At 35.6% G+C, this 26,854-nt stretch carries 20 protein-coding genes and 1 CRISPR repeat array; of the genes, 16 read left to right on the top strand and 4 right to left on the bottom strand.

Features of this window, described 5'->3' with window-relative positions; genetic code table 11:
* Positions 1-190 precede the first annotated feature (190 nt).
* The 5 genes from ACGH80_RS04860 (at position 191) to rraA (ending at position 5,086) form a co-directional block, all read left to right on the top strand.
* A complete protein-coding gene (locus tag ACGH80_RS04860) occupies positions 191-1,162 on the top strand; it encodes an HlyD family secretion protein (RefSeq protein ID WP_065561638.1) in 972 nt (323 codons plus the stop codon).
* Positions 1,162-2,283, top strand: coding sequence for an ABC transporter permease (locus ACGH80_RS04855; RefSeq protein ID WP_202983963.1), 1,122 nt, complete (start codon positions 1,162-1,164; stop codon positions 2,281-2,283). Before ACGH80_RS04860 ends, ACGH80_RS04855 begins: the two co-directional genes overlap by 1 nt.
* Positions 2,284-2,300: 17 nt before the next feature.
* Positions 2,301-3,461: an ABC transporter permease gene (locus ACGH80_RS04850; protein WP_411630638.1), complete on the top strand. Its 1,161-nt coding sequence runs from the start codon at positions 2,301-2,303 to the stop codon at positions 3,459-3,461.
* A 141-nt stretch (positions 3,462-3,602) separates the two neighbouring features.
* On the top strand, positions 3,603-4,505 hold the full coding sequence (locus ACGH80_RS04845) for a 1,4-dihydroxy-2-naphthoate polyprenyltransferase (RefSeq protein WP_065590595.1): 903 nt from the start codon (positions 3,603-3,605) through the stop codon (positions 4,503-4,505).
* Positions 4,506-4,594: 89 nt separating this feature from the next.
* Positions 4,595-5,086: a ribonuclease E activity regulator RraA gene (gene rraA / locus ACGH80_RS04840; protein ID WP_065590596.1), complete on the top strand. Its 492-nt coding sequence runs from the start codon at positions 4,595-4,597 to the stop codon at positions 5,084-5,086.
* 88 nt (positions 5,087-5,174) lie between these two features.
* Here the strand turns inward: rraA and dprA are convergent, their stop codons facing one another.
* Positions 5,175-6,281, bottom strand: coding sequence for a DNA-processing protein DprA (dprA, locus tag ACGH80_RS04835; protein ID WP_296299985.1), 1,107 nt, complete (start codon positions 6,279-6,281; stop codon positions 5,175-5,177).
* A 156-nt stretch (positions 6,282-6,437) separates the two neighbouring features.
* Here dprA and def point away from each other — a divergent pair, with 156 nt between their 5' ends.
* On the top strand, positions 6,438-6,950 hold the full coding sequence (def, locus tag ACGH80_RS04830) for a peptide deformylase (RefSeq protein WP_065605826.1): 513 nt from the start codon (positions 6,438-6,440) through the stop codon (positions 6,948-6,950).
* A gap of 44 nt (positions 6,951-6,994) precedes the next feature.
* On the opposite strand, the gene grpE is transcribed toward def, so the two are convergent.
* A complete protein-coding gene (gene grpE, locus ACGH80_RS04825) occupies positions 6,995-7,579 on the bottom strand; it encodes a nucleotide exchange factor GrpE (protein ID WP_034909401.1) in 585 nt (194 codons plus the stop codon).
* A gap of 157 nt (positions 7,580-7,736) precedes the next feature.
* Here grpE and nadK point away from each other — a divergent pair, with 157 nt between their 5' ends.
* On the top strand, positions 7,737-8,615 hold the full coding sequence (nadK, locus tag ACGH80_RS04820) for an NAD(+) kinase (protein ID WP_296299982.1): 879 nt from the start codon (positions 7,737-7,739) through the stop codon (positions 8,613-8,615).
* Between the two features lie 55 nt (positions 8,616-8,670).
* Here nadK and ACGH80_RS04815 read toward each other — a convergent pair whose 3' ends face one another.
* Both ACGH80_RS04815 and argF read right to left on the bottom strand, forming a co-directional pair.
* The gene (locus tag ACGH80_RS04815; protein WP_034947327.1) at positions 8,671-9,168 is read right to left on the bottom strand and encodes a phosphatidylglycerophosphatase A; all 498 of its coding nucleotides are present in this window, start codon (positions 9,166-9,168) and stop codon (positions 8,671-8,673) included.
* A 99-nt stretch (positions 9,169-9,267) separates the two neighbouring features.
* The gene (gene argF, locus ACGH80_RS04810) at positions 9,268-10,278 is read right to left on the bottom strand and encodes an ornithine carbamoyltransferase (RefSeq protein ID WP_085163694.1); all 1,011 of its coding nucleotides are present in this window, start codon (positions 10,276-10,278) and stop codon (positions 9,268-9,270) included.
* 270 nt (positions 10,279-10,548) lie between these two features.
* Between argF and carA the strand changes: the two genes are divergently transcribed.
* The 9 genes from carA to ACGH80_RS04765 all read left to right on the top strand — a co-directional run bounded on the left by carA (position 10,549) and on the right by ACGH80_RS04765 (position 26,575).
* A complete protein-coding gene (carA, locus tag ACGH80_RS04805; protein ID WP_411630618.1) occupies positions 10,549-11,700 on the top strand; it encodes a glutamine-hydrolyzing carbamoyl-phosphate synthase small subunit in 1,152 nt (383 codons plus the stop codon).
* 11 nt (positions 11,701-11,711) lie between these two features.
* Positions 11,712-14,927, top strand: a complete 3,216-nt coding sequence (gene carB / locus ACGH80_RS04800; protein ID WP_411630617.1) for a carbamoyl-phosphate synthase large subunit — start codon at positions 11,712-11,714, stop codon at positions 14,925-14,927.
* 165 nt (positions 14,928-15,092) lie between these two features.
* On the top strand, positions 15,093-16,046 hold the full coding sequence (gene cas1f / locus ACGH80_RS04795) for a type I-F CRISPR-associated endonuclease Cas1f (protein ID WP_411630616.1): 954 nt from the start codon (positions 15,093-15,095) through the stop codon (positions 16,044-16,046).
* Positions 16,043-19,366, top strand: coding sequence for a type I-F CRISPR-associated helicase Cas3f (gene cas3f / locus ACGH80_RS04790; RefSeq protein WP_411630615.1), 3,324 nt, complete (start codon positions 16,043-16,045; stop codon positions 19,364-19,366). The genes cas1f and cas3f overlap by 4 nt, the downstream gene beginning before the upstream one ends.
* A gap of 1,094 nt (positions 19,367-20,460) precedes the next feature.
* Complete coding sequence (gene csy1 / locus ACGH80_RS04785; RefSeq protein WP_411630614.1) at positions 20,461-21,840, top strand: type I-F CRISPR-associated protein Csy1; 1,380 nt, start codon at positions 20,461-20,463, stop codon at positions 21,838-21,840.
* Complete coding sequence (csy2, locus tag ACGH80_RS04780) at positions 21,840-22,763, top strand: type I-F CRISPR-associated protein Csy2 (protein WP_411630613.1); 924 nt, start codon at positions 21,840-21,842, stop codon at positions 22,761-22,763. The genes csy1 and csy2 overlap by 1 nt, the downstream gene beginning before the upstream one ends.
* Before the next feature lie 35 nt (positions 22,764-22,798).
* Entirely contained in the window at positions 22,799-23,809 is a 1,011-nt protein-coding gene (gene csy3 / locus ACGH80_RS04775) for a type I-F CRISPR-associated protein Csy3 (protein WP_411630612.1), read from the top strand.
* 5 nt (positions 23,810-23,814) lie between these two features.
* Positions 23,815-24,384 carry a type I-F CRISPR-associated endoribonuclease Cas6/Csy4 gene (cas6f, locus tag ACGH80_RS04770; protein WP_065561650.1) on the top strand — a complete coding sequence of 190 codons (570 nt, stop codon included), beginning with the start codon at positions 23,815-23,817 and terminating at the stop codon, positions 24,382-24,384.
* Between the two features lie 137 nt (positions 24,385-24,521).
* Positions 24,522-25,029: a CRISPR direct-repeat array (repeat unit 28 nt; unit sequence CTTCAATGCCGTATAGGCAGTTTAGAAA).
* 598 nt (positions 25,030-25,627) lie between these two features.
* The gene (locus tag ACGH80_RS04765; RefSeq protein WP_411630611.1) at positions 25,628-26,575 is read left to right on the top strand and encodes a hypothetical protein; all 948 of its coding nucleotides are present in this window, start codon (positions 25,628-25,630) and stop codon (positions 26,573-26,575) included.
* The last annotated feature ends 279 nt before the right edge of the window (positions 26,576-26,854 follow it).

The following is a 26,854-nucleotide window of genomic DNA, read 5'->3' as shown; positions in this document are numbered from 1 at the left end:
TCAGTTACCACTATAATAACTTAGTATTGATATTAATTCATTTTTAAATTAAATTGATATGCTTTGTGTAAATAAAGCAATTTTCGTATAATGGGAGAGAGTAAATTTTACATATGCTTATTTTACAAAGTATATAATAATTTTAATTCTCTATTTCTTATCTCTTTAATACCACTCTATACAAAATTTTATGAACAAAAAAGTTTTTACTATTATTGCGTTAATCGTTATTTTAATATCAATGACGATTTTAATTCGCTCACACAATAGTCAGTTTATCCTACAAGGAGAAGTTGATGCACCGAATGTTAGCGTTGCTTCTAAAGCCAAAGGTAGAGTGCAATTTATTCATGTTCATCGAGGTGATGACGTTAAACCTGGTGATATTCTTATTACTCTCGATAGCCCTGAGCTTTTAGCTCAAGTCAAAGCGGCTGAAGCAGCGCGAGACCAAGCAAAAGCTCAATTAGCACTTTCGGAGCATGGAACTCGTGAAGAAAGCATTCGTTATTATGAAGCAATTCTTGAGCAAGCAAAGGTAACATATGATAATGCTTCCAAAGAATATGAGCGTAACAAAGCTATTTCGGCCAAAGGTTATGTTTCTCAATCTATCTTAGATAATGCTTTAAAAACACGTGACTCAGCTTTTCAACAAGTTCAATCAGCACAAGCTAATTTAGACCAAGCTAAAAATGGAGATCGTATTGAGCAACGTGAAATTTATGCTGCCAAATTGGAAGAAGCTGAAGAGCAACTTAAACAGCTACAAATACAATATGATGATTTACAAGTTAAAGCGCAAGTAGCAGGTGAAATTGGTTCTATTCCTGCTGAAGTCGGCGAATTGTTTAATGCTAACAGCCCATTGTTAACAGTGATTCAATTACCTCAAGCTTATTTTGTATTTAACTTGCGTGAAGATATTATGTCTAATATTCGCAAAGGTGATCATATTATACTTGAAGTACCTGCACTCAATCACAAAGAAATTGAAGCCGAAATTCGTTATATAGCACCAATGGGCGATTATGCAACTAAACGTGCAACAAGAGCAACAGGAGATTTTGATTTAAAAACCTTTGAAGTAAGACTCTATCCTATTGCACCTGTTGAAGGTTTACGTGCAGGTATGAGCACATTATGGAAGCTAGACAAATAATGTTAGATTTCTGGCATCGTTTTAAAGAGGCGTTTAACGCCGAAATACCACAAATTTTTAGGCGATTTACCTTTCACTGGTTAATGTGGATTATGCCACTAATTATCTTTGTGTTAATTAGTAGTATTTTTTATCGAGGTGTATTATATGATTTACCAGTAGGTTATATTGATCAAGATAAGAGTACTTTATCACGCGAACTCGTGCGTAATCTTAATGCTGCAGCACATGCAGATCTTATCAATTATGATAGCCAACTTTTTGATGCTGAGCGTGATCTGCAAAAAGCAAAAATTTATGCGCTACTTTATATTCCACCTAATTTTGAAGCGGATGTATTATCAGGTCGCCAACCTACACCAATGCTTTACTATAATGCGTTATATTATAGTGCTGGATTATATTCGATCATGGATTATTCTGGGTTGATAGCAACAATCAATACCCAATATCGAACCACCATGGCTACGAGTATTGGCATGCCAGTTCCCCCATTGGCAAAAGTTAACTTTAATTATGATGGTTTATTTAATGCTAGTGGTAACTCAATGTACTTCCAACAATTTTCCGCAGTAGTGCATTTATTGCAGCTATTTGTTGTAACCACAACAATTCACATTTTAGCACAGTTGCCAAAGCGAACTCGTCCTAGCTACCCTTTTGTTTTAGGGAAATTAGCACCTTATACAATTTGGTTTACTATGCTGCTTATTTTTGAAATTGCTATGCTCGTTTTGTTTTCTAATGCGCGTGTATCAGGTTCTCCGTTTGCCATGATGATAGTGGTATTTTTCTATGTTATTGCAGCACAAAGCATTGGTATTTTGCTATACACTTTTACTAAAACTCCTATTGATGCCTATACTTATATAGGTATTTTAGTTGGACTTGCATTAACTTATTCTGGTGTTGTTGTACCTGAACTATCCATGCCATGGATTGCTAGATTTATCTCTTCGCTTGAACCATTAACTTATGCACTAAATAAACTGTTCGATCTGTTTTTGCGTCACTCTAGTTATTTGTCGGTGTTAAAAACATGCGGAATTTTAATGATCTATCCAATTATTATTACCGTATTAGTCAGAAAGCGTCTAGTAAGACGTTTACATTCACAGTAAGAGGATAAATTTAGATGATTAAAATATTTTGGTCTTCATTTATAAAAATATTCTTTTATCTGTTAGGACGACCAATGTGGTTATTGTTACTGTTGTCAGTATCATTAATGAGCCTTGTTTATATTAATGGAACTATCACTAATTTACCGATAGCAATTGTTGATCAAGATCATACTCCAACAAGCCGTGGTTTAATTCGCTCATTAGAAACAAGTTCAAAAATTGATACGATTATTTATGAAAGCTCTCTTCAAGCTTATGATGATATCAATAATCGTAAACTTTTTGCTGTGATCACAATTCCAAGAGATTTTGAAAAGCGTCTAATAAATGGTGAAGAAGTTACAATTCCTGCATATGGTGATGCTTCAAGTCGTTTAGCTAATGGTTTAATACAAGTTGATATAAAAGGGATATATCAGCAGATATTGACTGAATATAATACTAAAATAATGCGTAATAACGGATTTTCAGATAAACAGATCAATATTATTTTATCACCTATAAAAGGTCAAACCGAACCACTTTATAATGCAGGCATCAGTTTTGCCGCCATTACCTTTCCAGGTTTGTTAGTCATGTTGCTACAACACTCTTTTTTAATTGCTTCAACTCGTACTAATATCACTTTAAATTCGCTACCTCAAGGCAAACCGCCTAAAATTGTTGTCTTTGGCAGTTTATGTGGGTTATTACCTATTTGGTTATTTTTATCTATTGTATTATTTGGTTTATGGCCTTGGATACTTGGTTATCGGCAATTAGCTAGCATTCCCGAAATATTAATCATGACATTTCTATTATTGCTTGGTGCGCTAGGTTTGAGCAAATTACTAACAGAATGTTTACGCCGTACTGAGATGATATATCTTACATTAGCATTTTTAACCACACCTGTTTTCTATCTTTCAGGAACCATTTGGCCTATTGATGCAATGCCATTATGGGTGCAATGTGTTTCTTATTCTCTACCTTCAACTTGGGCAACCAATATGATTGCAGGAGTGAATCAAATGGGGTTAAGCTTATCAGATAACTGGCTAAATATATTTATGATACTTTTACTAGGAGTAATATATAGCTCGTTAGGTATTTTCATATCAGCCTTACGAGAAGGAAAAGTTAGAAGTATATTTAGAAAAATGAAAACGTTTCGATATTCAAAAATGCGTAGCTAAATGATAAATATGGGTAAAGTGCATATACGGAAAATAATCTGAGTTTTACTGAAGGAGCTTTTTATTACTAACACAGTGAATTAATTCAGTATTCCTGTTATTATGATTTATAGTTTTCACTAAAAATAATACAGTTATTGAATGTACAATAAATTTTACCCATGGATTATTAGTTTACGGTTAAAAACCATACCTCTTTCTCTTTCTGCGATATTAGTAGGTAATGCACTAGCTTATTGGCAACATCAATTTAGTTTTTGGATACTACTGTTTTCATTAATTACAGCATCATTGTTACAAATTCTTTCTAATCTAGCCAATGATTACGGAGATGAAATTAAAGGTAGCGATCAAAACAATCTTACTGCTCATAATCGAGGTATACAATTAGGCTTAATTACACTTAAGCAGCTAAAAATAGCGCTATGGATTAATATTTTTTTATGTATTTTATTTGGGCTGATTTTGCTTATATTTGCTTGTAATAATATTTATGAATTATTTATTTTTATATTATTAGGATTATTATCTATTGTTGCCGCAATAACTTATACAATAGGTAAAAAACCTTACGGCTATATTGGATTTGGCGATCTATCAGTACTTACTTTTTTTGGTTTGATTGGTGTCATGGGTAGTTTCTACTTGCAAACTAAGGTATTCTCTTTATCCATTATTTTACCTTCTTTAGGCTGTGGTTTGTTATCCGTTGCTGTGCTTAATATCAATAACCTTCGTGATATAGAACTAGATCGAAAAAGTAATAAGCGTACTTTAGTGGTAATGATTGGTAAATGTATGGGGCGATATTATCATTTATTGCTATTACTCATAGCATTTTGTTCGCTAAGTTTATTTGCATACAATAAATTACAAACAATCTGGAGCGGTTTGTTTATATTAACATTACCGTTATTTATTAAGCATATTTATATGGTTTTTCAATTTAATACGCACAAAGAAGGGGTACCTTTATTATTACAGATGGTCAAACTTGCTTTATTGACTAATTTACTTTATTGTTTGGGGATTATTTTGAGCTAGTTCACGTTTATTTAATTTTAATATCATTTTACTTGGCATTAGCGTTATACTAAATAAACTTATATATCACAGCAAAAGGAGACTTGATAATGGAGTTTGATACTTCAATTCTTTGCGATTATTACCCAGAAGATGTTAACGTAGTTGAACCAATATTTAGTAATTTTGGTGGCGTAGCATCGTTTTCAGGTCAAGCTGTAACAGTTAAATGTTTTGAAGATAACGGCTTACTATACGAAATTTTGCAATCAGACGGCTCAGGAAAAATCCTTGTTATTGATGGGGGTGGCTCTGTTCGTCGAGCGCTAATTGATGCAGAGCTAGTAGATATTGCTGTTCAAAATCAATGGGAAGGAATAATTATCTATGGTGCTGTTCGCCAAGTTGATTATCTAGCTGAAGCCGACATTGGCATTCAAGCTCTAGCTGCTATTCCTGTTGGTGCTGAAGATCAAGGCATTGGTGAAATTGATATTCGTGTTAATTTTGGTGGAGTGACTTTTTTCTCAGGTGATTTTGTCTATGCTGATAACACAGGTATCATCTTATCTGAAATTGCTCTTGAAATTGAAGATAAATAAAAAATAGTGTGAACCGCTGGTACTTATCGGCGGTTTTTATACTTAAACGTATAATTACCGGAAACTTTTTGACAAAAAATCTTTAATTTTAAATCACTCGATTACGAATATAACCACCTGTTACCGTCTTTATTAAACCTTCTAGTTCCATATCTAATAATTTGACGCTCACTTCTGAAATCGACATATTTACTTGTTGAGCAATAATATCAACAGGGATAGGTTGATGATGAATCACAGCAAAAATTTCAGGATACAAAATAGAATTATTCTGTTCTTCTTTAAGCTGATTACACGAGCTATTTACTACTGATAAATAACTATAATAATGCTCTAAAATATCAACTGGTTTAGAAACTAAATAAGCGCCTTGTTTAATTAAATAGTGAGTTCCACTACAGTTTTCATTGTTAATATCACCTGGTAAGGCAAATACATCTCGATTTTGTTCAAGTGCATAGCGCGCAGTAATTAACGAGCCGCTTTTTTCTGAAGCTTCAACCACGAAAGTTCCTAAACTTAACCCGCTAATAATTCGGTTCCGACGAGGAAAATAGACGGATCTGGCTTTTTCAAATGGAAAAAATTCGGACACAATAGCCCCACCTTGCTCCAAAATATCATTGGCTAAGTTTAAATTTGATCTTGGTGCAATTTTTGCTAAACCGCTGCCTAACACTGCGATGGTATGACCCGATACTTCAAGTGCGCCACGATGGCAAATAGCATCTAATCCAAGCGCTAAACCGCTGGTAATTGTTAAACCATTAATAGCTAATTCACTAGCAAAATATCTTCCCCACTGTGCTCCATATTCACTAAATTCACGACTTCCAACCATGGCTAATTGAGGTGAATGTAATAACTGTCGATTACCTAAAACAAACAACAATAAAGGCGGAGAACAAATTTGTTTAAGTAATAAAGGATAATCGTTATCACAATAAGCAATAAGGTGTTTTTGTGGGTGGGGTGATTCTAACCATTGAAGTATTGGTTCTAAATGAAGATATGATGTTTCATAAAAACGCACTAATTGAACATCCGACAATCCTAGTTTATTTAACAAACAAGACACATTTTGTATGCTACTTGGTAAACCGTTAGCAAAAAGCTGTCCAATTTTTTCAAAAATATTTTGTTTTCCATATCCAACCATTGAAATTCTTAATAAGAATTCATATTTACTCATCATAATCTTTCCGCACTCGTTTTAAATGATTTAGATATCTTGAATTGATAAGATAAATACTACCAATAGCCAACAAGGGCTATTCATCAGTATGATAAATGTTTACAATGAGCAATAGTTTGAATAAACCCGAAATTTGAGGAGTAGATCGAAGAATTTATGGCTATTTTACCGGTATTACGTTTTCCTGATGAGCGACTTCGCAAAGTTGCTAAGCCTGTTACCAAGTTCACCCCTGAGCTACAAACGATCATTGATAACATGATCGAAACCATGTATGACGAAAATGGTATTGGGCTTGCAGCAACCCAAGTTGATGTACATGAACAAATTATTGTTATTGATGTATCAGAAGATAAAAGCCAAGTTTATGTGATCATCAATCCTGAAGTGATAAGCCAAGAAGGTGAAACGGGTATTGAGGAAGGGTGCTTATCGGTTCCTGATTGTCGTGGATTTGTGCCAAGAGCAGAAAAAATCAAAATTAAAGCCCTAGATCGCCATGGCAATCCTTACGAAATTGATGCCGATGAGTTACTTGCTATCTGTATCCAACACGAAATGGATCATTTAAAAGGTAAACTTTTTGTTGATTACCTTTCACCATTAAAACGTCAACGAATTGAACAAAAAATGAAGAAACTTGCTCGTGAGGAGCAACGGAATCAATAAAATTAACCGCCACAGTGATTGGCGGTTAACCTATCTAAAGATAACTATTTAGCAACAATTACCATCGCAGGACGAATTAACCGGCCATTTAAGGTATAGCCTTTTTGGATGGTATTTACTATTTGACCTGATTGATGTTCTGGTGATTCAACCATACTAATTGCTTGGTGCACATCAGGATTTAGTTGTGAATCTTCAGTATTAATCACTTCAATACCAAATTTTTTGACAGTATCTAGGAATGATTTTAATGTCAGTTCTAGCCCTTCAACAGTAGCTTTATGCTCAGGGTTGGTTTTATCTGTAGATTCTAAAGCTCGTTCTAAATTATCAATAACGGGTAATAATTCATTAGAGAATTTTTCTAGTGCAAATTTACGAGCTTTATCAACATCTTGTTCAACACGTTTACGAACATTATCAATTTCAGCTCGCGCACGAATCATGGCTTCGCTTTCATTTTTTTTAGCCAACTGTAATGCTTGTTCTAGCTCTGCAATACGTGCATCTTTTGCGTTTAATTGCTCTTCTAGACTTGGTTGCGCTGGAGCTTCTTGCTCTGTTGTTTCTTCAGCTGGTGTGTCAATGTTAGTTTCATTTTCTGACATATTTTTATCTTGCTCTGTCATAAGGTACTCCAAATAATGTAGTCGAAAACTTAGTGAATTACGGTTATTATGGGGACAATTTTTATGATTACAAGCTTATCAGTAAATTGATATGTAATTTTTTGACCTGTGACGAAAAAATACATATCGTTATATAAAAGAATAACAAGGATATTTTATGAATACACCTTTTAAATGCATTGGTCTCATTGGGCTTCCTCGTAAATTAGAGGCAATCGAAACTCATCAAGTGCTTTATGATTGGCTTGTTAGTCTTGGTATTCATGTGCTAGTTGAAGATCGCTTAGCGGATCATATTCAATTTCCTGTTAGCCATTATGCTTCGTTAGAAACAATTGGTGAACAAGCTGACCTAGCCATTGTTGTGGGGGGTGATGGAAATATGCTACGTTCGGCTAGGTACTTGTCACACTATAAAATCAAAGTGATTGGTGTTAATCGAGGTAATCTCGGTTTCTTAACGGATATCTCGCATGAACAAGTAATTGAACAATTAAGTCCTGTTATTGCCGGTGAATATGAGGATGATCCTCGTTTTTTATTAGAAGTTTCCATTTATGATAATGGTAATTTGATTAATTCGAGTTTCGCCGTAAACGAAATTGTCGTCACTCCTAACACTGTAGCGCATATGATTGACTATGATGTTTACATTAATGAACGTAATGCGTTTTCACAGCGAGCTGATGGGTTAATTATTGCAACGCCAACAGGCTCTACCGCTTACTCGTTATCGGCTGGAGGCCCTATTTTAGCGCCTCATTTAGATGCATTAATTATTACGCCAATGTTTCCGCATTCGTTAGCAGTTAGACCTTTGGTTATCAAAGGCAATAACCCAATTCATCTTAAATTTCCAACTACTGCGCTTGATTTAAATATTGCCTGTGATAGCCAAATTATTTTACCGGTCAAACCAACGCAAGATGTGATTATTCGCCGATCTTTATATGAATTTAATTTAATTCATACCAAAGATTATGATTATTTTAATAATCTTTCGACTAAGTTAGGATGGTCGCAAAAGATGTTTTAATCTACTTTTGTAAAAAACTTTCAGGAAAGTATGCGTTTTAGTATAAGATTACATCTTAAATAACCAATGTCATGATATAAACGGTGAATGATGAAAAGATAGCTGCAATCACATCATCCACCATAATACCAAAACCGCCAGGTATACGTTTATCAAACCAACGAATTGGCCACGGTTTTGCCATGTCAAAAATCCTAAATGCTACAAAGGCTATCGCAATCCACATAACAGAAAGTTGTGGAATAAAAAATAGGGTGATCCACATGCCAACAAATTCATCCCATACTATATGCCCTGAATCGTGCGTATGGGTATCATCCGATGTTTTTTGGCAAATAAAACAACCAAAAATAAAAGTCACTAAAATAAATACCCAGTATAAAGCTGGTTGTAAACCATAAAATAATAACCAAAGTGGAATCGCCATTAACGATCCCATTGTTCCGGGCATAATTGGAGATAAACCACTACCTAGTCCTACAGCTAAAAAATGAATGGGATTGGTTAACTTGAGGAATTTTTTAAAATCTTTATTTCGTTCTTGTTTTGTCATAATCCAATATTCTTTTAAATAAAATTTGCCGACATTAAGCCGGCAAAAAGAAAGTGCCTAATTTTTTAGCTAAGCATTTAAGTATTGATTATGACAATATTATTCATCTTTGGCTAATGTTGCAACCATTACCGCTTTAATGGTATGTAGCCTGTTTTCGGCTTCATCAAAAACAATACTATGTTCAGATTCAAACACATCATTAGTCACTTCAAGTCCATTGGTTAAACCATATTGAGCTGCCATCTGTTTACCGACGGTAGTGTTCATATCATGAAAAGCTGGTAAACAGTGCATGAATTTGACATTTGGATTATTGGTAAGTTTAATAACATTTTCATTCACTTGATAAGGTGTTAATAATTTAACACGCTCATCCCAAACTTCCTTAGGCTCACCCATTGATACCCATACATCAGTATATAAAAAGTCGACGTCTTTAACTCCTTTGGCAACATCTTCGGTTAAGATAATTTTTGCACCCGTATTTTTTGCTATATCTTGGCACTTTTGTACGAGTTCGGCTTCGGGATGACAGGCCTTTGGTGCAACTAAACGAATTTCCATTCCCATTAAAGCCGCACCTTCCATTAACGAATTTCCCATGTTATTACGGGCATCGCCTAAATAGGCAAATTTAATGCTACTTAATGGGCGATTGCCTATATGTTCTTTCATTGTCATAAAATCGGCTAAAATTTGGGTTGGATGTGCTTCGGTCGTTAAGCCATTCCATACTGGTACACCAGCATATTGGGCTAATGTTTCAACGATCTCTTGACCATAACCACGATACTCAATACCGTCATACATTCGACCCAGCACGCGTGCGGTATCCGCAATTGATTCTTTATGACCGATTTGACTACCACTTGGCCCTAAATAAGTGACATTTGCACCTTGATCAAATGCACCAACCTCAAAAGCACAACGCGTACGGGTGGAGTCTTTCTCAAAAATTAATGCAATATTTTTACCAATCAAATGTTGTTGTTCTTGCCCTTGTTGTTTGGCTTGTTTTAATTCGATAGCAAGATTAATTAATTGATTGATTTCGGTAGGGGTAAAATCAAGTAATCGTAAAAAATGACGCTGATAAAAACCGTGCATGATATAGCTCCTAATAACCGTAATGATGTAAATGATTCTATTTGAATAATTATGCAAATTCAAGTTAAACATCATAATAACCCTAACATTTTACCTTTATGTTGAGATAAGTCTCAAAAATTAGACTTAATTATTAAAATAATTTTTATAATATTGCTTTTTTTGTACAAAAAAGTGTAATAAAATGACCAAATATTGTATCTTTGTAGCTAGGTAAAATTGAATTTTTATTCAAAATTCATGATAATTCATTCAAAGGATCTTTTAGTCATGCAAACTTATGCCCTCCTTATGTTACAAGATGGTTCGCAATTTATCGGGAAATCAATTGGTGCTGATGGTCAAACAGTTGGGGAAGTGGTATTTAACACCTCAATGACAGGTTACCAAGAAATTCTTACCGATCCGTCTTACTGTGAGCAATTGGTTACATTAACCTACCCGCACATTGGTAATGTAGGAACGAATGATACCGATGCCGAATCGAACCAAGTTTATGCAAAAGGCTTGATTATTCGTGATTTGCCATTATTAGCTAGCAACTATCGAAGCGAACTCTGTCTTTCTAGCTATTTAAAAAAACATAATGTTATTGCCATTGCGGATATTGATACGCGGCGCTTAACCCGTATTTTGCGTGAAAAAGGTGCACAGCATGGCGTCATCATAACAGCAACGGACAAAACGACCTTACTTGAAAAAGCCGAAATAGCTAAACAGCAGGCGATCGATTTTAAAGGATTAAGTGGGCTTGATTTAGCCAAAGAAGTGACTTGTTTGACAAGTTATATTTGGTCACAAGGCATATGGACAAGGCAACAGCAACAGCCTGCTCCAAAACCAGAAAGCCAATTACCATATCACGTTGTTGCTTACGACTTTGGTGTAAAACATAATATTTTGCGAATGTTAGTTGAGCGTGGTTGTAAATTAACTGTTGTACCAGCCAAAACGACAGCAAAACAAGTCCTTGCTTTAAAGCCCGATGGGATCTTTTTATCTAATGGTCCAGGAGATCCTGCACCTTGCAGTTATGCGATTGATGCCATTAAACAGTTTTTAAACACAGATATTCCTATTTTTGGCATTTGTTTAGGTCATCAACTTCTTGCGCTTGCTTGTGGTGCTAAAACTATCAAAATGAAGTTTGGTCATCATGGTGGTAATCATCCTGTTAAAGATCTAGAAAATAATAAGGTAATGATCACTGCACAAAATCACGGCTTCGCTGTAGATGAAGCAAGCTTACCAGCTCATTTACGAGCGACGCATAAATCACTGTTCGATGGTTCATTACAAGGCATTCATCACAATCAAAAACCGGCTTTTAGTTTTCAAGGTCATCCCGAAGCCAGTCCAGGGCCTCATGATGCAGCATCACTTTTTGACCACTTTATTGAGTTAATTAAAATTTATAAGTAGGAGCAATAATCATGGCTAAGCGAACAGATATAAAAAGTATACTAATTATTTGTGCTGGCCCAATTGTTATTGGCCAAGCATGTGAATTTGATTATTCTGGTGCTCAAGCCTGTAAAGCGCTGCGTGAAGAAGGTTATCGTGTTATTTTAGTTAACTCTAATCCAGCCACTATCATGACAGATCCTGAAATGGCTGATGCCACTTATATTGAACCCATTCATTGGACAAGCGTTCGTAAGATTATTGAACAAGAAAGGCCAGACGCCATTTTACCAACCATGGGCGGTCAAACAGCGTTAAACTGTGCATTAGAGCTTGAAAAACAAGGTGTATTAAAAGAATTTAATGTTGAAATGATAGGTGCAACAGCCGATGCTATCGATAAAGCCGAAGATCGAAAACGCTTTGATGAGGCGATGAAAAAAATTGGTCTTGATACCGCTCGCTCAGGGATTGCTCATTCGCTTAAAGAAGCTTACGCCGTTCTTGATCAAGTTGGTTTTCCTTGCATTATTCGTCCATCATTTACCATGGGGGGCACAGGTGGCGGTATTGCTTATAATACCGAAGAGTTTGACGAAATTTGTACTCGAGGACTTGATCTTTCGCCAACCAATGAACTACTTATTGATGAATCATTAATTGGTTGGAAAGAATATGAAATGGAAGTAGTTCGAGACAAAAATGATAACTGCATTATTGTTTGTTCAATTGAAAACTTTGATCCAATGGGTATTCATACAGGTGATTCAATTACGGTGGCTCCGGCACAAACCTTGACTGATAAAGAATACCAAATCATGCGTAACGCTTCGATCGCGGTACTGCGTGAAATTGGTGTTGAAACTGGTGGCTCCAATGTACAATTTTCGGTTGATCCAAAGACAGGACGATTAATTGTTATTGAGATGAATCCACGGGTGTCGCGATCATCTGCCTTAGCTTCGAAAGCAACGGGCTTTCCTATCGCGAAAATCGCCGCTAAACTGGCTGTCGGTTATACGCTTGATGAATTATCTAATGATATAACAGGCGGAAAAACCCCCGCTTCATTTGAACCGTCAATTGATTATGTTGTCACCAAAATTCCACGCTTTAATTTTGAAAAATTTGCTGGTTGTAATGATCGTTTAACCACACAAATGAAATCAGTTGGTGAAGTGATGGCCATTGGGCGCACCTTCCAAGAATCAATACAAAAAGCGTTGCGAGGGCTTGAAGTTGGCGCTTCAGGATTTGATCCTAAAATTGATAATTATGCTGATGAAAAAAATATCACCAAAATTCGTTATGAGCTCCAAGAAGCGGGCGCTGATCGGATTTGGTATATTGCTGATGCTTTTAGGGCAGGATTCAACTTAGAAGATATCTTTTTACTAACCAATATTGATCGTTGGTTTTTAGTACAAATTGAAGAGTTGGTTAACCTTGAAAATAAGCTAAAGGAACAATCACTTGCGCAACTTGATCAAGAAACATTATGGCAATTAAAACGTAAAGGTTTTTCAGATTTACGCATCGCCAAACTGCTTAATACCACAGAACAAGCTGTTCGCGATTTACGCCATCAATATCAAATTCACCCTGTTTATAAACGTGTTGATACCTGTGCGGCTGAATTTGCAACAGATACCGCTTATCTTTATTCAACCTATGAGCAAGAGTGTGAAGCTAATCCTCAATTTAGCCGTAAAAAAATTATGATCCTTGGTGGTGGTCCTAATCGGATTGGACAAGGTATTGAGTTTGATTATTGCTGTGTACATGCGGCATTGGCACTGCGTGAGGATGGTTATGAGACCATTATGGTTAACTGTAATCCCGAAACGGTTTCAACCGATTACGATACTTCTGACCGCCTCTATTTTGAGCCAGTTACGCTTGAAGATGTGCTTGAAATTGCACATGTTGAAAAACCAGATGGTGTTATTGTGCAATACGGTGGGCAAACACCGCTAAAACTTGCTCGTGCGCTTGAAGCTGCAGGGCTACCAATTATTGGTACCTCACCTGATGCTATAGATAAAGCCGAAGATCGTAAACGCTTTCAAGAAGTCGTCGATAAACTGAAATTAAAACAACCTGTCAACGCCACAGTGACCGATATTAACGAGGCTGTCATTGAAGCAGAAAAAATAGGTTATCCATTAGTGGTTAGACCTTCTTATGTATTAGGAGGTCGAGCAATGGAAATTGTCTATAATGAACAAGATTTAAGGCGTTATTTTAAAACAGCGGTAAGCGAATCAAATAATGCACCAGTCTTACTTGATCACTTTTTAGATGATGCAATTGAAGTTGATATTGATGTAATTGCTGATGGTGAGCAAATCCTGATTGGTGGCATTATGGAACATATTGAACAAGCAGGCATTCACTCTGGTGATTCTGCTTGCTCACTGCCAACCCACACCTTAACTGCAGATATTTTAGACAAACTACGACAACAAGCCAAACAATTAGCACTTGAACTCAATGTAAAAGGTTTAATGAATGGGCAATTTGCGGTGAAAGATAATCAAATTTATTTGATCGAAATCAATCCTCGTGCAGCTCGCACTGTACCTTTTGTCTCAAAAGCAACAGGTTTACCATTGGCGAAAATAGCGGCTCGCGTGATGACGGGACAATCACTTGCCAAGCAAAATGTGACTAAAGAGGTGATTCCTCCTTATTATTCGGTAAAAGAAGTGGTATTACCGTTTAATAAATTCAGTGGCGTCGACCCAATCTTAGGTCCTGAAATGCGCTCAACTGGTGAAGTAATGGGAATCGGTAAAACCTTTGCTGAAGCCTTTGCTAAAGCCCAGCTAGGTAGTTTATCCAATATGAAAAAATCAGGGAAAGCATTATTATCGGTTCGCGATCAGGATAAAACAAGGCTGTTAGAGATAGCTAAACGGTTAATTACTCATGGGTTTAGTATTGATGCAACTATTGGCACGGCAAAGGTATTACAACAAGCAAATATACCATGCCAAGTCGTAAAAAAAGAAAACGAAGGGCGACCAAATATCCATGACCATATAAAAAATGGCGAATATAGCTATATTCTTAATACCACCTCTGGGCGAGCAGCTATTGAAGCCTCAAAAGTATTACGTCGAAGTGCCATTCAATATAAGGTACATTACGATACCACGATGAATGCTGCTTATGCTACAACTGCAGCGCTAGATTACGATCCGGCACAAACTGTAACGCCATTACAGCAACTTTATTGCTAATCACAAAGATAAAGACGAGTATCACTCGTCTTTAAAAATTCCATCCACAATATAATAACTTAGAAGCCATGCAATTGTTCTTAATAAACAATAAAATGCTCGTTTTTGATACAGAATAATGTTAATTTATTTGCTATATTTCAATCAATTTAATTAGTTATTATCATGGATATGATTCATTCTTCTGATCTAAAAACGATCATGCATTCCAAGCGCGCCAATATTTATTATTTAGAGCATTGCCGTGTTTTGGTTAATGGCGGGCGAGTTGAGTATGTTACTGAGCAAGGTCAACAATCGTTATATTGGAATATCCCAATAGCTAATACTACCTGTATTTTATTAGGCACGGGAACATCATTAACGCAAGCGGCAGTGCGAGAGCTTTCACGGGCAGGTGTCATGATTGGCTTTTGTGGTGGAGGCGGAACGCCTCTATTTTCATCAACCGAATCTGAATTTTCCTGCCAATTTTTTTCGCCACAAAGTGAATATCGCCCGACAGAATATCTACAAAGCTGGTGTCAATTTTTGTTTGATGATGAACGTCGATTACAAGCAGCTAAATTATTGCAACAAACACGGCTTAATATTATTAGTGAGTGTTGGCCGCAATTTGATTGGGATATTGATAAAACGCAGTTAGCGCATATTCTTACTGATGCAACACAACAATTTACCGATGTTGATAATAGCCAAGCACTTTTAGCCGCAGAAGGGCGAATTAGCAAACGTCTTTATAGCATGGCAAATCAATTAACCTTACAAGATGATAAATTTAAACGGGAACAAGGCACACGAGGCAAGAGTCATGATCCTGCAAATCAATTTTTAGATCATGGTAACTATTTAGCCTATGGACTTGGCGCAACGGCTTGTTGGGTGTTAGGTCTCCCTCATGGACTTGCTATTTTACACGGAAAAACTCGCCGGGGTGGATTAGTTTTTGATGCGGCAGATATTATTAAAGATGGCATTGTATTACCTCAGGCCTTTTTATCAGCCAAACAAGGCGATAGTGAAAAAGAATTTCGTATGGCATGTATTGCGCAATTTGCTCAATTAGGTGCACTTGATAGGATTATTGATACTTTAAAACAGATAGCAGATCAAATATGAATATTTTACTTGTTAGTCAATGCAAAAAAAACGCCTTAACTGAAACAAGGCGGATTATCGATCAGTTCGCTGAGCGCTGCGGTGAACGAACATGGCAAAGCCCAATGACCGAAGCAGGGCTACAAACGCTCTATAAATTATTACGCAAAACTGCACGAAAAAATACTGCTGTTGCATGTTATTGGACACATGGTAAAAATTTAACTGATCTTTTGTGGATTGTGGGTGATCGCAGTCAGTTTAATCAAGAGGGACGAGTCCCAACTAATCGTACTAAACGTAATATTTTACGCAGTGACAGCGAAAATTGTTGGCAATATGCAACCAGTATCCAATTAATTACAACCATAGCGGCACTACTTCATGATTTAGGTAAAGCAACGATTGGTTTTCAATCTAAATTACGAGCAGAAACGGCTGTGGCGGCTGATCCTTACCGACATGAGTGGATTTCGTTACAATTATTTTTATTAATGATTCAAGGCTGCACCACGAACGAAGCCTTATTTGATCGATTAGCGCATTTTACTGAATATCGACAACAGAATCCTAATTGGTACCAGCAACTAACCAAAGTCGACAAAAATGATCTCACGCAGTTACCGTTATTGGCACAATGGATTGCGTGGCTCATTGTGTCGCATCATCGAATGCCGTTTTTACCGGATTCATTAACGGGTGATATTAAAAATTTACAGAAAATAGATTTTGATATATCTGGTTTAACTATCCGAAGTTTTTATAAAACATTTAAGGCAATTGATAAATGGGTTAAAAATAGTCATAGTCAACACGCTTCACCCAACGATTTTTGGCTGCTTAAAAGCGATATAACCTTAAGTCAGCCTTGGCTGAAAAAACTAAGCCGTTATACAACCAAAGCCCTAAATCATGTGCCTTTAATGCAATTGTCTAATATTGACGAGTTTTTATTGCATATTTCACGTTTAAGCTTAATGGTGGCTGATCATAACTACTCAAGTTTATCTTTAGCATGTGAAGAGGCAAAAGAAAATGAAGCAATATTGATTGCTAACACGAATTACCTAAAAAAAGCGAAGCAACGTTTAGATGATCATTTAATCGGTGTAGCTAATTTTTCAGCCCGCTTTGCTCGTTTATTACCAGAAATAACTACGGAATTACCCGCAATTAATCAACATAAACCCTTTACCAAACGAACAACTATAAAACGATTCCAATGGCAAAATCATGCTTTTGATTTAGCAAAAAGCTATCAACAACAATCTGATGAATGTGGCTTTTTTGGTGTTAACATGGCATCGACTGGCTGTGGTAAAACCTTAGCCAATGGGCGGATTATGTATGCGCTTTCAAATCCAAAACGGGGCGTGCGTTTTACCATTGCATTGGGATTGCGTGTTTTAACGTTGCAAACAGGTAAAGCATTAAGAGAAAGATTACACTTAAGTGATGAACATCTGGCGATTTTAGTGGGTGGGCGAGCCACAAAAACCTTGTTTGAACTGAGTAAGGAAGACATTGAACAAAACGATTCTCAAAAAAAATCAGAAAACCAAGGTAGTGAATCTATCGAATCGTTACTTGATGAATATATTGATGTAGCAGAAAGTGGTATTGCTGATTGTGAATTAGGTACTATTATCGAAGACAGTAAAGCACGGCAATTACTTTATGCGCCTATTGTGACATGTACAATTGACCATATTATTCAAGCTAGCGAATGTAGCCGAGGCGGTAAATATATTGCACCAACGTTAAGATTGTTAACCTCAGATTTGATTTTAGATGAGCCAGATGATTTTGATCAACACGACTTGCCAGCGCTGGCGCGTTTAGTCCATTTAGCTGGATTGTTTGGTAGCAAAGTACTACTGTCATCGGCGACCTTAACGCCAGATTTAATTGCCGGATTATTTGATGCTTACCAAGCAGGGCGAAAAATTTGGAATCAAAATAACCAATATGCCGATAATACCATTGTATGTGGTTGGTTTGATGAATATGAACAGTCGATATCACAAATTGCTGATACTAAAACGTTTCGAGATCACCATCAACAATTTGTAGCAATGCGCATTCAGCAATTAGCACAAAGCGCAGTTCGTCGCCAAGGGCATATCTTAGATCTACTAAATTACCAAGAAAATAAAACAGAAAACCAAAAAATTAATTATGGTGTGCTAGCTAAACAATTATTGGATCAAGCTTATCAATTTCACCAAGATCATCATCAAATTGATAAAAAATCACAAAAAAAGGTAAGTATCGGTTTAATGCGTTTTGCCCATACAGAAGATGTTATTTCACTTACAGAACAAATTTATGCACAAAAGAAGTTACCTACTGATACTACTTTTCATATCGTGGTTTATCATGCTCGACAACTGCTATTATTGCGTAGCCAGTTAGAAGAAAAACTTGATAGAATTTTAAATCGCAGTGATGAACAGGCACTATTTAACCAACCTGAAATTTGTCAAGCTATAAAAGGTAGCAAGAAAGAAAATCATATCTTTATTGTGATTGGCACACCAGTCACCGAAGTCGGGCGTGATCACGATTATGATTGGGCGATTGTCGAACCATCATCCATGCGATCTATTATTCAGTTAGTTGGACGCGTTTGGCGTCACCGGCCACAAAAAATTGCACAAAAGGCCAATGTGGCCATATTAGGCTCGAATTTAAAAGCAATTGAATCTAATTATCGTACGGATAAAGCCTGTTTTACTAAACCGGGGTTTGAAGAAGAGCCATTATTCTTGCTGAAAACCCATAAAACAAATGAACTAATTCCAGCTCATCAGTTAGTAAATATTGATGCGGTTCCACGTATTAAGTCCTGCCCTGAAGATGGGCTAACGCTAGCTGAATTAGAACATAAGGTCATGGCAGATCTTTTTGCAATTAATGCCCGTAAAAGTAATTATGTGACCAGCTATTGGCAACAAGGCTTAGCTCATCACCATTGTGTGCATTTACAGGCGATTTCGCCATTTAGAGGAAATGATAAGACACAAGATGAATATATTTGCCAACTCGACGACGATGGCGATTATCAATTTAGCTATGCAGATATCGCATGGCAAACACCAGATGAGTGCTGTAAAGATACACAAAATAGTATAATTGAATATAAAAAATGGTCATTTGCTAATCCTAATATTCAACCGTGGCTAGTTAATAGTGTCGGGCAAGCCATAGCAAAAGTAACCGAATATTTCCCAAATAAAACGCCATATCGCTTAGCAAATGAATTTTGTAGCGTAAGCTTATATCGCAATTGCAGTTGGTGTTTTCATCCTTATTTAGGATTTTATAAAAAGAAAGGATAAAAGAATATCAGTTTTTATACTGAAACATATAGTTACCTGAAACTTTTTGACAAAATATCGTCAGGTGAATAATGGTTGCTAGTAAAAGTGAGGTAATTCTTTTATACTTGATGACACTGCTGTATAAGCAGTTTAGAAATATTAAATTCTTTTCAAATATTGATTTATACATTCTACATTCACCGCCGAATAGGCGGTTTTCATTCTTAGTTATTAATTTATGTTTTTTTAAATTTAATTAACCCTATTAAATTCTTTTAAAATTATAAATGTATTGATTTTGCTTTTTCATATAGATATATTACAAAAATGTAATTTTATTTTTTGTAACAGCGCATTACAAAATCGAAGTATTAAATATAGAGAAAATTCAGATATTCACGCACCTGAAGTATAAACTTTAACAGCGATAAATAACAAAAAGTTATGTAATTATTTATAGTTAGTTATGATTCTGTATAAGCAGTTTAGAAATATTAAATTATTTTTGAACACTAATTTATATAATTCACCTTATAATATATATTATATTATTAATCAATAAATTATTTATGTTTTGTTGGTTTTGCTACCCCTATTATAATCTATTCAAAATTAAATTTGTTGACTTATCTTTTTTATATAGTTATATTACATAAATGTAATGTTAAGTTACATAACAACGTACTACAAAATTGTAGTATTAAATACAAAAAAACCCCAGATATTGCCGCATCTGAGGTTTAGAATTTTATCAACCCTGCATAATAGGAAGACAAAACTATGTCTAAGAATAAATTTTTAAAAATTCAATGTCAAATTTTAATTGAAAATATTAAGTTAAAAAAATTAATGATTATTCAATTCGAGATCTAATGAAAATTCTAAATATTTCGACGATTAAAGAAGTCAAATATTTAATTAAAAATTTAGAACTAGAACAATCTAAGTATCGCTCTTTAAATTCTCATAAAAAATGGGTTTATAACAACAATGCATTAAATATATTGAAGTTATATTTAAAATATAAAGCAGCATAGCATTAAATCAAAAGGCTTATATATGATGATATAAGCCTTTTTGATTTTGAATTTGCAAAAATATAAGGAGGGTCAATGGATAACATATCTTGGCAAGATATAAGAAAAGTAATTTTAGATTTTCTGCAACAACGGCTTGCCAATAATAGTAATTATAAAAGTGAAACCGCTAAGCTAGAAAAAGCAAAAGAGTTAGGCGATCAGGTCGCAGTGAATGAAGTTCAGCAAAAATTAGATGAATTAGCCAAGCGATTTGAATTTGAAACGTGGATGGAAGATGCGGCAACAAGAAGAATATTTTGGATTTCTTTATGTCATTTTACTTCGAAAGAGGTACATTCTTCAAGTTCTGGAGATAATATCAATTATTCAACACAAACTAAACCAATTAATAAGCACTACGTATCGTCGGCTACCCCATTAACGCTTTCATTAAATTGTTCGGGAAATGCGGCTGCTCTTGATGTTTTTTCTTTATTAAATCAATCTATTAAAGATGATATAACATTTTTACAATTGATTATTGATGGGCATCCAGGTGTTTTACCCGCCCTTTCAGACGATCAGCAAAAAGCCTCGCTTTATTTAGCTAATTTTAAAAAAGCGATCTTTAATGATTTTGACAAACCTAAAGCCTCGGAATTGAATAAGCAATTATATTGGCCGAATGATGAAGAACCGTATTTGTCAAAGCAAGATAATAATTATCGATTGTTAATTCCATTACATCCTAGCTCATTGTGTAATTACTTATACGAGAAGGTGCAAACACGATTTTCAGAAGAAAATAAATATGCACGAGAATTACGTAAAAAAAAGGATGTTGAGCATCAACCTTATTTTTCTTTCCATGACTTAGCCGTAGTTAAACTGGGAGGAAGTAATCCTCAAGGTGTCAGTCAATTAACTAGTAGTCAGGGAGGACGTAATTTTTTATTACCCTCTATGCCTCCTATATTTCAAAAATCTCAATTCCCATCGATTTCTAAACAACAAGAAACAATTTTCAATAATGCACTGCAATATTTTTGTCGATTTGGTTTTAAATTACTGTTTGATATGGTTGAAGCGCCAAAAAATATTGTAGAAGAACGAGATGATCGTAAAGATGCTTTTGCGGTGATTTTATCATTATTACTTAAGTTTGCTCGCTATATTCAAACTACTCAACCAGCTGGTTGGAGTCGTGATTATTCACTCAATTTTGATGAAAAACTTTGGCTTGATCCACAGCGAGCCCAATTAGAGAATGAAGAGGATTTTAAAAAGCAGTATGAACAAGGTGATTGGCAACAAAGTCTAGAAAAGCGTTTTGCAACTTGGGTTCAAAATGCTTTAAAAGAAAAATTTAAAAATGTTAAAAAGCAATTTGCTGATCCTGAATTTAGCGAATGGCGCCGTGAATTTAATGCAGCGGTAAAAGCAAGTCAACGTAAAAGGGAGGGGATATTTTAATGGCATCATTACGTTATTATTTATTATTTGATCATGTTAAAATCCATAATGCCAATGCGATTTCTAGCCCATTAACGTATGGATTCCCGGCTATTTCGGGGTTTTTAGGCGCTATTCATGCTTTAAGTCGTAAAATTGAATCAGAAAATCCTATTTACTTAGATGGCGTGTTAATTGCATGTCATGAATGTGATGTACAAGTTTATCGACCAAACAACTATGCCGATTATACGTTTCGATTAACACGCAATCCATTAGCTAAAAATGGTAGTACTCGTTCAATTATTGAAGAAGGGCGAGTTCATCTAGATGTTTCATTGCTTGTTGAGGTGAAAATTGAAGATCGTGAAACATTAGATGATGCAGATGAACAGCAAGCATTTATCCAACAGATGAAACAAAAACTTTACCAGCAGCGTGTTGCTGGTGGGCAGGTTGTTGATATTGAATCAGTCGCACTATATTCTGCATCAGAATCAAATAAAAAATTAATCAATGCACTATTACCCGCATTTGTTTTAGTTGAAGCACCACAAGATTTGCAAGATATTACTGCTGAATTACAGCAACAAGATCCTAATGCTACAGCGCTTGATGCCCTGATTGAAACAGCGATGTTGCATCATCATCCACAAGAAAAAGATCACTGGCAAACCACATCGGTTAAGCAAGGTCGTGGTTGGCTTGTCCCTTTACATTTGGGCTATCAAGCTATTTCACCGTTATTTTCAGCAGGTAAGGTTGAACATGCGCGCAGTAATGAGCATGCCACGCAATTTGTGGAGTGTATTTATGGGCTGGGTAAATGGGTCTTTCCCTTACGCTTGAAAGAGAGTTTATCACAGGCTTTTTGGCGTTATAAATGCAGTGAATTGCAATCTAATGATGCAGAAATTTATATTACCAATCAAGAAACTAATTAAGTAAATTTAGAAAATTATAGACTAAGGAATACATTATGAGTAAAGATAAAATGACAACGGCAAGCGTACTTGCTTTTGAACGTAGTTTTGATATTTCAGATGCAATTTTTGCACAGCAAAGTAGTACGGATACCAATAAATTATCCCCTGTTATAGTTACTGAAAAATCAGTTCGAGGTACTATTTCAAATCGTCTTAAAAATGCAGTGGCAAACGATCCAACCAAATTAGATGCTGAAATACAAAAACCAAATTTACAAACGGTAGATGTCGCTTCGTTAGATGCCGATAAAGATACTTTGGTAGTTACATGGAGCTGTAAAGTGTTGCCATTTTTAGGTAAACCATCAGTATGTAATGATATCGAATATCAAAAAGAACTAGAAAAAACAACGCAGGGTTATATTCAAACGCAAGGATTGACAGCACTAGCTAAGCGTTATGCTATTAATATCTTAAGTGGACGTTGGTTATGGCGTAACCGTATGGCAGCAGAGCAAATTAGCCTTTCGATTACTCGAAAAGATGAAAAAAAACCAATGATTGAAGTCAGTGATGTTAAACAATATCAACTAAACTCATTTGATTATGATGATAAATCGGTGAATGATCTTGCTACACTGATTGAAGCAGGATTATGTGGTAAAGAGTTTGTGATTTTTAACGTTGAAGCCAAACTGAAAATGGGCTTAGGTCAAGAAGTCTACCCGTCACAAGAATTAATTCTAGATACTAGCAAAACTAAAAGTAAAGTATTGTATGAGAAGAACAAACAAGCCGCCATGCATTCACAAAAAATCAGCAATGCAATTCGAACTATCGATACTTGGTATGACGATAATGCTCAATTCCCAATAGCAATAGAACCGTATGGCTCGGTGACATCAATGGGGCATGCTTTCCGACAACCAAAACAGAAATTAGACTTTTATACCTTGTTTGATAATTGGGTATTAAAAGGTGAAAAACCATTGCTTGAGCAACAACATTATGTGATTGCGGTATTAATTCGTGGTGGTGTTTTTGGTGCTAGTGGCAAGGAGTAAATTATATGCACTCACACTATTTAGAGCTGCGAGCTATTTCGCAAATTGAGATAACCGAGGTGGACGTGATTAATCAAGTCATGCAGTCACTTCACCAAATCTTGGTTAATCAACAAGGAAATATCGCAATTAGTTTTCCTTGTTACAATGTGCACCGAACATTAGGCGGAGTGATTCGCCTATTTGGTACCGAGCAGGAATTGCAAAAACTTAAAGCAGATATACAGCAAAAATCATCGATAAGTGATTATGCTTTATTGATGCCTATCACAACAGTACCGGCAACGATAAAAGGCTATTTGCATTTGAGTCGTGTTAATCCTAAAGGTCAGAGTGCGTTAAGACGTGCAGAAAAAAGATTAACAGCACAAGGTAAATGGACACCTGAAGTGAAAAATAAAATGGTTGAAAAGTGGGGAAGCGTTCATTTGCAATACCCACATCTTCATTTGAATAGTAAAAGTACAGGTCAAAGATTTATTTTGTGGTTAAAACAAGAAAAATGCCCAGAGCCAGTGCAAGGCACATTTAATAGCTATGGATTAAGCCAAACAGCCACTGTTCCTGATTTTTAAATCATTAACCCTTTTTTTGGGGATGATTTTAACATATTGATTATTATTGATATTAAAATAGACTCAAAAAAAGGGTAAAAATTGGGAAAAGTGCAATATGCTCTTTTACAATAAGGCACTATTGAGATAAAATTCTACTTCAATGCCGTATAGGCAGTTTAGAAAATAAATTTGTTTGAAAAATGTCAATATAAATCCTTCAATGCCGTATAGGCAGTTTAGAAATTCCATTTCCATCTTATTCTTTTTAAACCAGCCTTCAATGCCGTATAGGCAGTTTAGAAAGCTTCTCGAAGCTGCATAACCGCATTTTCAATCTTCAATGCCGTATAGGCAGTTTAGAAAAGCATATTGAATAGTTGCCACCGCGTTAGCGTCTTCAATGCCGTATAGGCAGTTTAGAAAGCATATTGAAGCGTTTGTAACGCCAATTATAACTTCAATGCCGTATAGGCAGTTTAGAAAGGTTTAACTGATTACGAAGTTGTTTCATCACACTTCAATGCCGTATAGGCAGTTTAGAAATCATACAGCATTCTTGATACGTATGACGGGTTCTTCAATGCCGTATAGGCAGTTTAGAAAAATAATAAAAGAACAGCGGATTTAAAGCTTGAGTTCACTGCCGTATAGGCAGTTTAGAAAATGTAAAGTTAAACGTGCATCAATAGTAGACACTTCAATGTCGAGTAGGTGGTCTTTTGTATAAAAGTAGAAATTTCTGTATAACTGGTTGATTTTAATAAAAATAAAAAATTAAATAAAATCAATGATCTACCTGAACGATTTTATGGGCGTAATACATCCCATAACATGGTAAGGATTATATGTTCATTGGTTGTTAGGTAATTCACTAATTCCTTGGTTTAGAAATTATCACCAATATTCATTATTTCCACAAAAGTTAAGACTTACAAAACCTAACACCGTATTCTAATTAAAAAATTGCATAAAAAGCTAGCCAAGTTTTTTTAAAATGGCTATACTTTAACCTCCTTAAAGGAATAGTTTATTAAACAATCAAATAAACATAAAAATTAAAATAAATCATTAATTTACTTGACAGGTGAACCGTAATGCATTATCATTTTAAACACCAAACACCAAACACCAAACATGGCAAACCTATGTCTTAAATTTATCAGATAAACACACTAGTTGGATTTTTAACCCCGCCACGTTTATATCTTCAAAGTTATTTTTCAAATTATTATCAAAATTATTCCGAAAAGTTCCGTTAGTATTGATATTGTTATTATTGTCTTCTTTATGGAATGTACAGGCGAATGGCAAAAAGGTTCGAACGGGTAATCGTAGTGATGCAATAATAATACCGTCGGCAGTTATCCATTATGCAAGGCCGAATCTATATTTTAGCGAAGGTAGATACGCAGGTCCTGCTGACATATGGAATCCTGATAAGGGCTTCTTAGTTCAATCAATCGATCCTGAATCATACAACCTCAATTTCCCAACTACAGGAGCGAATCATTTATTTTTTGATTTAGTCATATCGGGAGGTTTCTCTGAATTGACATGGGAACCAGTTACGCATGAGGGAATTACCGCAACAATGACACCTCTTCCAGGTATTCACATTTGGATTCATGATTCTAGTCTTGTACTTCGTGTTGTGCTAACAGGTCCAGATGCAAGAAATCAATGGGACAATCCTCATCCTAATCCAATTGCTAAGCCAAAGTTACCGCAGACGTTTGAGTTAGTGGGTAGAGATAGATATGGCATTGAGGTAGTAAAATATGGATTTGTGTTGAAGCAGTGGTTCGTCGCGCGGGATGGTCATCTTCCTTTTCGAACGAGAACCTATAGTGACCATTTAGCATGGTGTAATAATATAGGCTACCAGATGCCAAGGGTCAGGGATTTAACCAATGCGGTTACAAAATTTGGTCCATCTATAGTAGGCGCTAATCCATCTTCACCAGGTAATCATTACATGCGTCATATTGATGCAGGTTTTTCTTCCGAGTGGGGCTACTTGTTCTTTTACAACTATACTGCCCCTGGTGATGGTGCTGGTGATGCTGGCTTTCTTCCCTTAAACTATTATTGGACGAGCGATGTGACGGGGCACGAGCAGTTCACTGTGAACTTGGATGATGGCCGCATTGGTAGCCACCCCCCGAAAACCGAAGCAGGTGTTGTTTGCGTCTCAAACCTTAAACCTTAGTTTTTATTTCTTAGTCATTAGGTCGCCGAGGCCAATATTTAGAAATACCTATTTTGATACTTTAACTATCATGAAATTGTTTACCGCCGTGTAGGCGGTTTAGAAATCTAGGGCGAAAATGGACAAACGTTGGTTATGGTTCACTGCCGTGTAGGCAGTTTAGAAATATATAAAGATATGTCAGGGAGAGTTAGTGCTTCATGAGGTCTTTTTGTATTACAAACGGTTGAATGAATGGCCGTAATACGTTTATTCAAATTGATAATAATTTTCTTTATG

This window comes from Gilliamella sp. BG1, from assembly GCF_046635625.1.
Lineage (GTDB): Bacteria > Pseudomonadota > Gammaproteobacteria > Enterobacterales > Orbaceae > Gilliamella > Gilliamella bombi.
This window is presented reverse-complemented; position numbering and strand designations above follow the sequence as displayed.

What these genes read in the sequence shown, in the direction of transcription:
- ACGH80_RS04855 (WP_202983963.1), top strand. Translation starts at nt 1,162, where the DNA reads ATGTTAGATTTCTGGCATCGTTTTAAAGAGGCGTTTAACGCCGAAATA.
- csy1 (WP_411630614.1), top strand. Translation starts at nt 20,461, where the DNA reads ATGGATAACATATCTTGGCAAGATATAAGAAAAGTAATTTTAGATTTT.
- def (WP_065605826.1), top strand. Translation starts at nt 6,438, where the DNA reads ATGGCTATTTTACCGGTATTACGTTTTCCTGATGAGCGACTTCGCAAA.
- grpE (WP_034909401.1), bottom strand. Translation starts at nt 7,579, where the DNA reads ATGACAGAGCAAGATAAAAATATGTCAGAAAATGAAACTAACATTGAC.
- nadK (WP_296299982.1), top strand. Translation starts at nt 7,737, where the DNA reads ATGAATACACCTTTTAAATGCATTGGTCTCATTGGGCTTCCTCGTAAA.
- csy2 (WP_411630613.1), top strand. Translation starts at nt 21,840, where the DNA reads ATGGCATCATTACGTTATTATTTATTATTTGATCATGTTAAAATCCAT.
- cas6f (WP_065561650.1), top strand. Translation starts at nt 23,815, where the DNA reads ATGCACTCACACTATTTAGAGCTGCGAGCTATTTCGCAAATTGAGATA.
- ACGH80_RS04860 (WP_065561638.1), top strand. Translation starts at nt 191, where the DNA reads ATGAACAAAAAAGTTTTTACTATTATTGCGTTAATCGTTATTTTAATA.
- dprA (WP_296299985.1), bottom strand. Translation starts at nt 6,281, where the DNA reads ATGATGAGTAAATATGAATTCTTATTAAGAATTTCAATGGTTGGATAT.
- ACGH80_RS04845 (WP_065590595.1), top strand. Translation starts at nt 3,603, where the DNA reads ATGTACAATAAATTTTACCCATGGATTATTAGTTTACGGTTAAAAACC.
- rraA (WP_065590596.1), top strand. Translation starts at nt 4,595, where the DNA reads ATGGAGTTTGATACTTCAATTCTTTGCGATTATTACCCAGAAGATGTT.
- ACGH80_RS04815 (WP_034947327.1), bottom strand. Translation starts at nt 9,168, where the DNA reads ATGACAAAACAAGAACGAAATAAAGATTTTAAAAAATTCCTCAAGTTA.
- cas3f (WP_411630615.1), top strand. Translation starts at nt 16,043, where the DNA reads ATGAATATTTTACTTGTTAGTCAATGCAAAAAAAACGCCTTAACTGAA.
- argF (WP_085163694.1), bottom strand. Translation starts at nt 10,278, where the DNA reads ATGCACGGTTTTTATCAGCGTCATTTTTTACGATTACTTGATTTTACC.
- csy3 (WP_411630612.1), top strand. Translation starts at nt 22,799, where the DNA reads ATGAGTAAAGATAAAATGACAACGGCAAGCGTACTTGCTTTTGAACGT.
- carA (WP_411630618.1), top strand. Translation starts at nt 10,549, where the DNA reads ATGCAAACTTATGCCCTCCTTATGTTACAAGATGGTTCGCAATTTATC.
- carB (WP_411630617.1), top strand. Translation starts at nt 11,712, where the DNA reads ATGGCTAAGCGAACAGATATAAAAAGTATACTAATTATTTGTGCTGGC.
- cas1f (WP_411630616.1), top strand. Translation starts at nt 15,093, where the DNA reads ATGGATATGATTCATTCTTCTGATCTAAAAACGATCATGCATTCCAAG.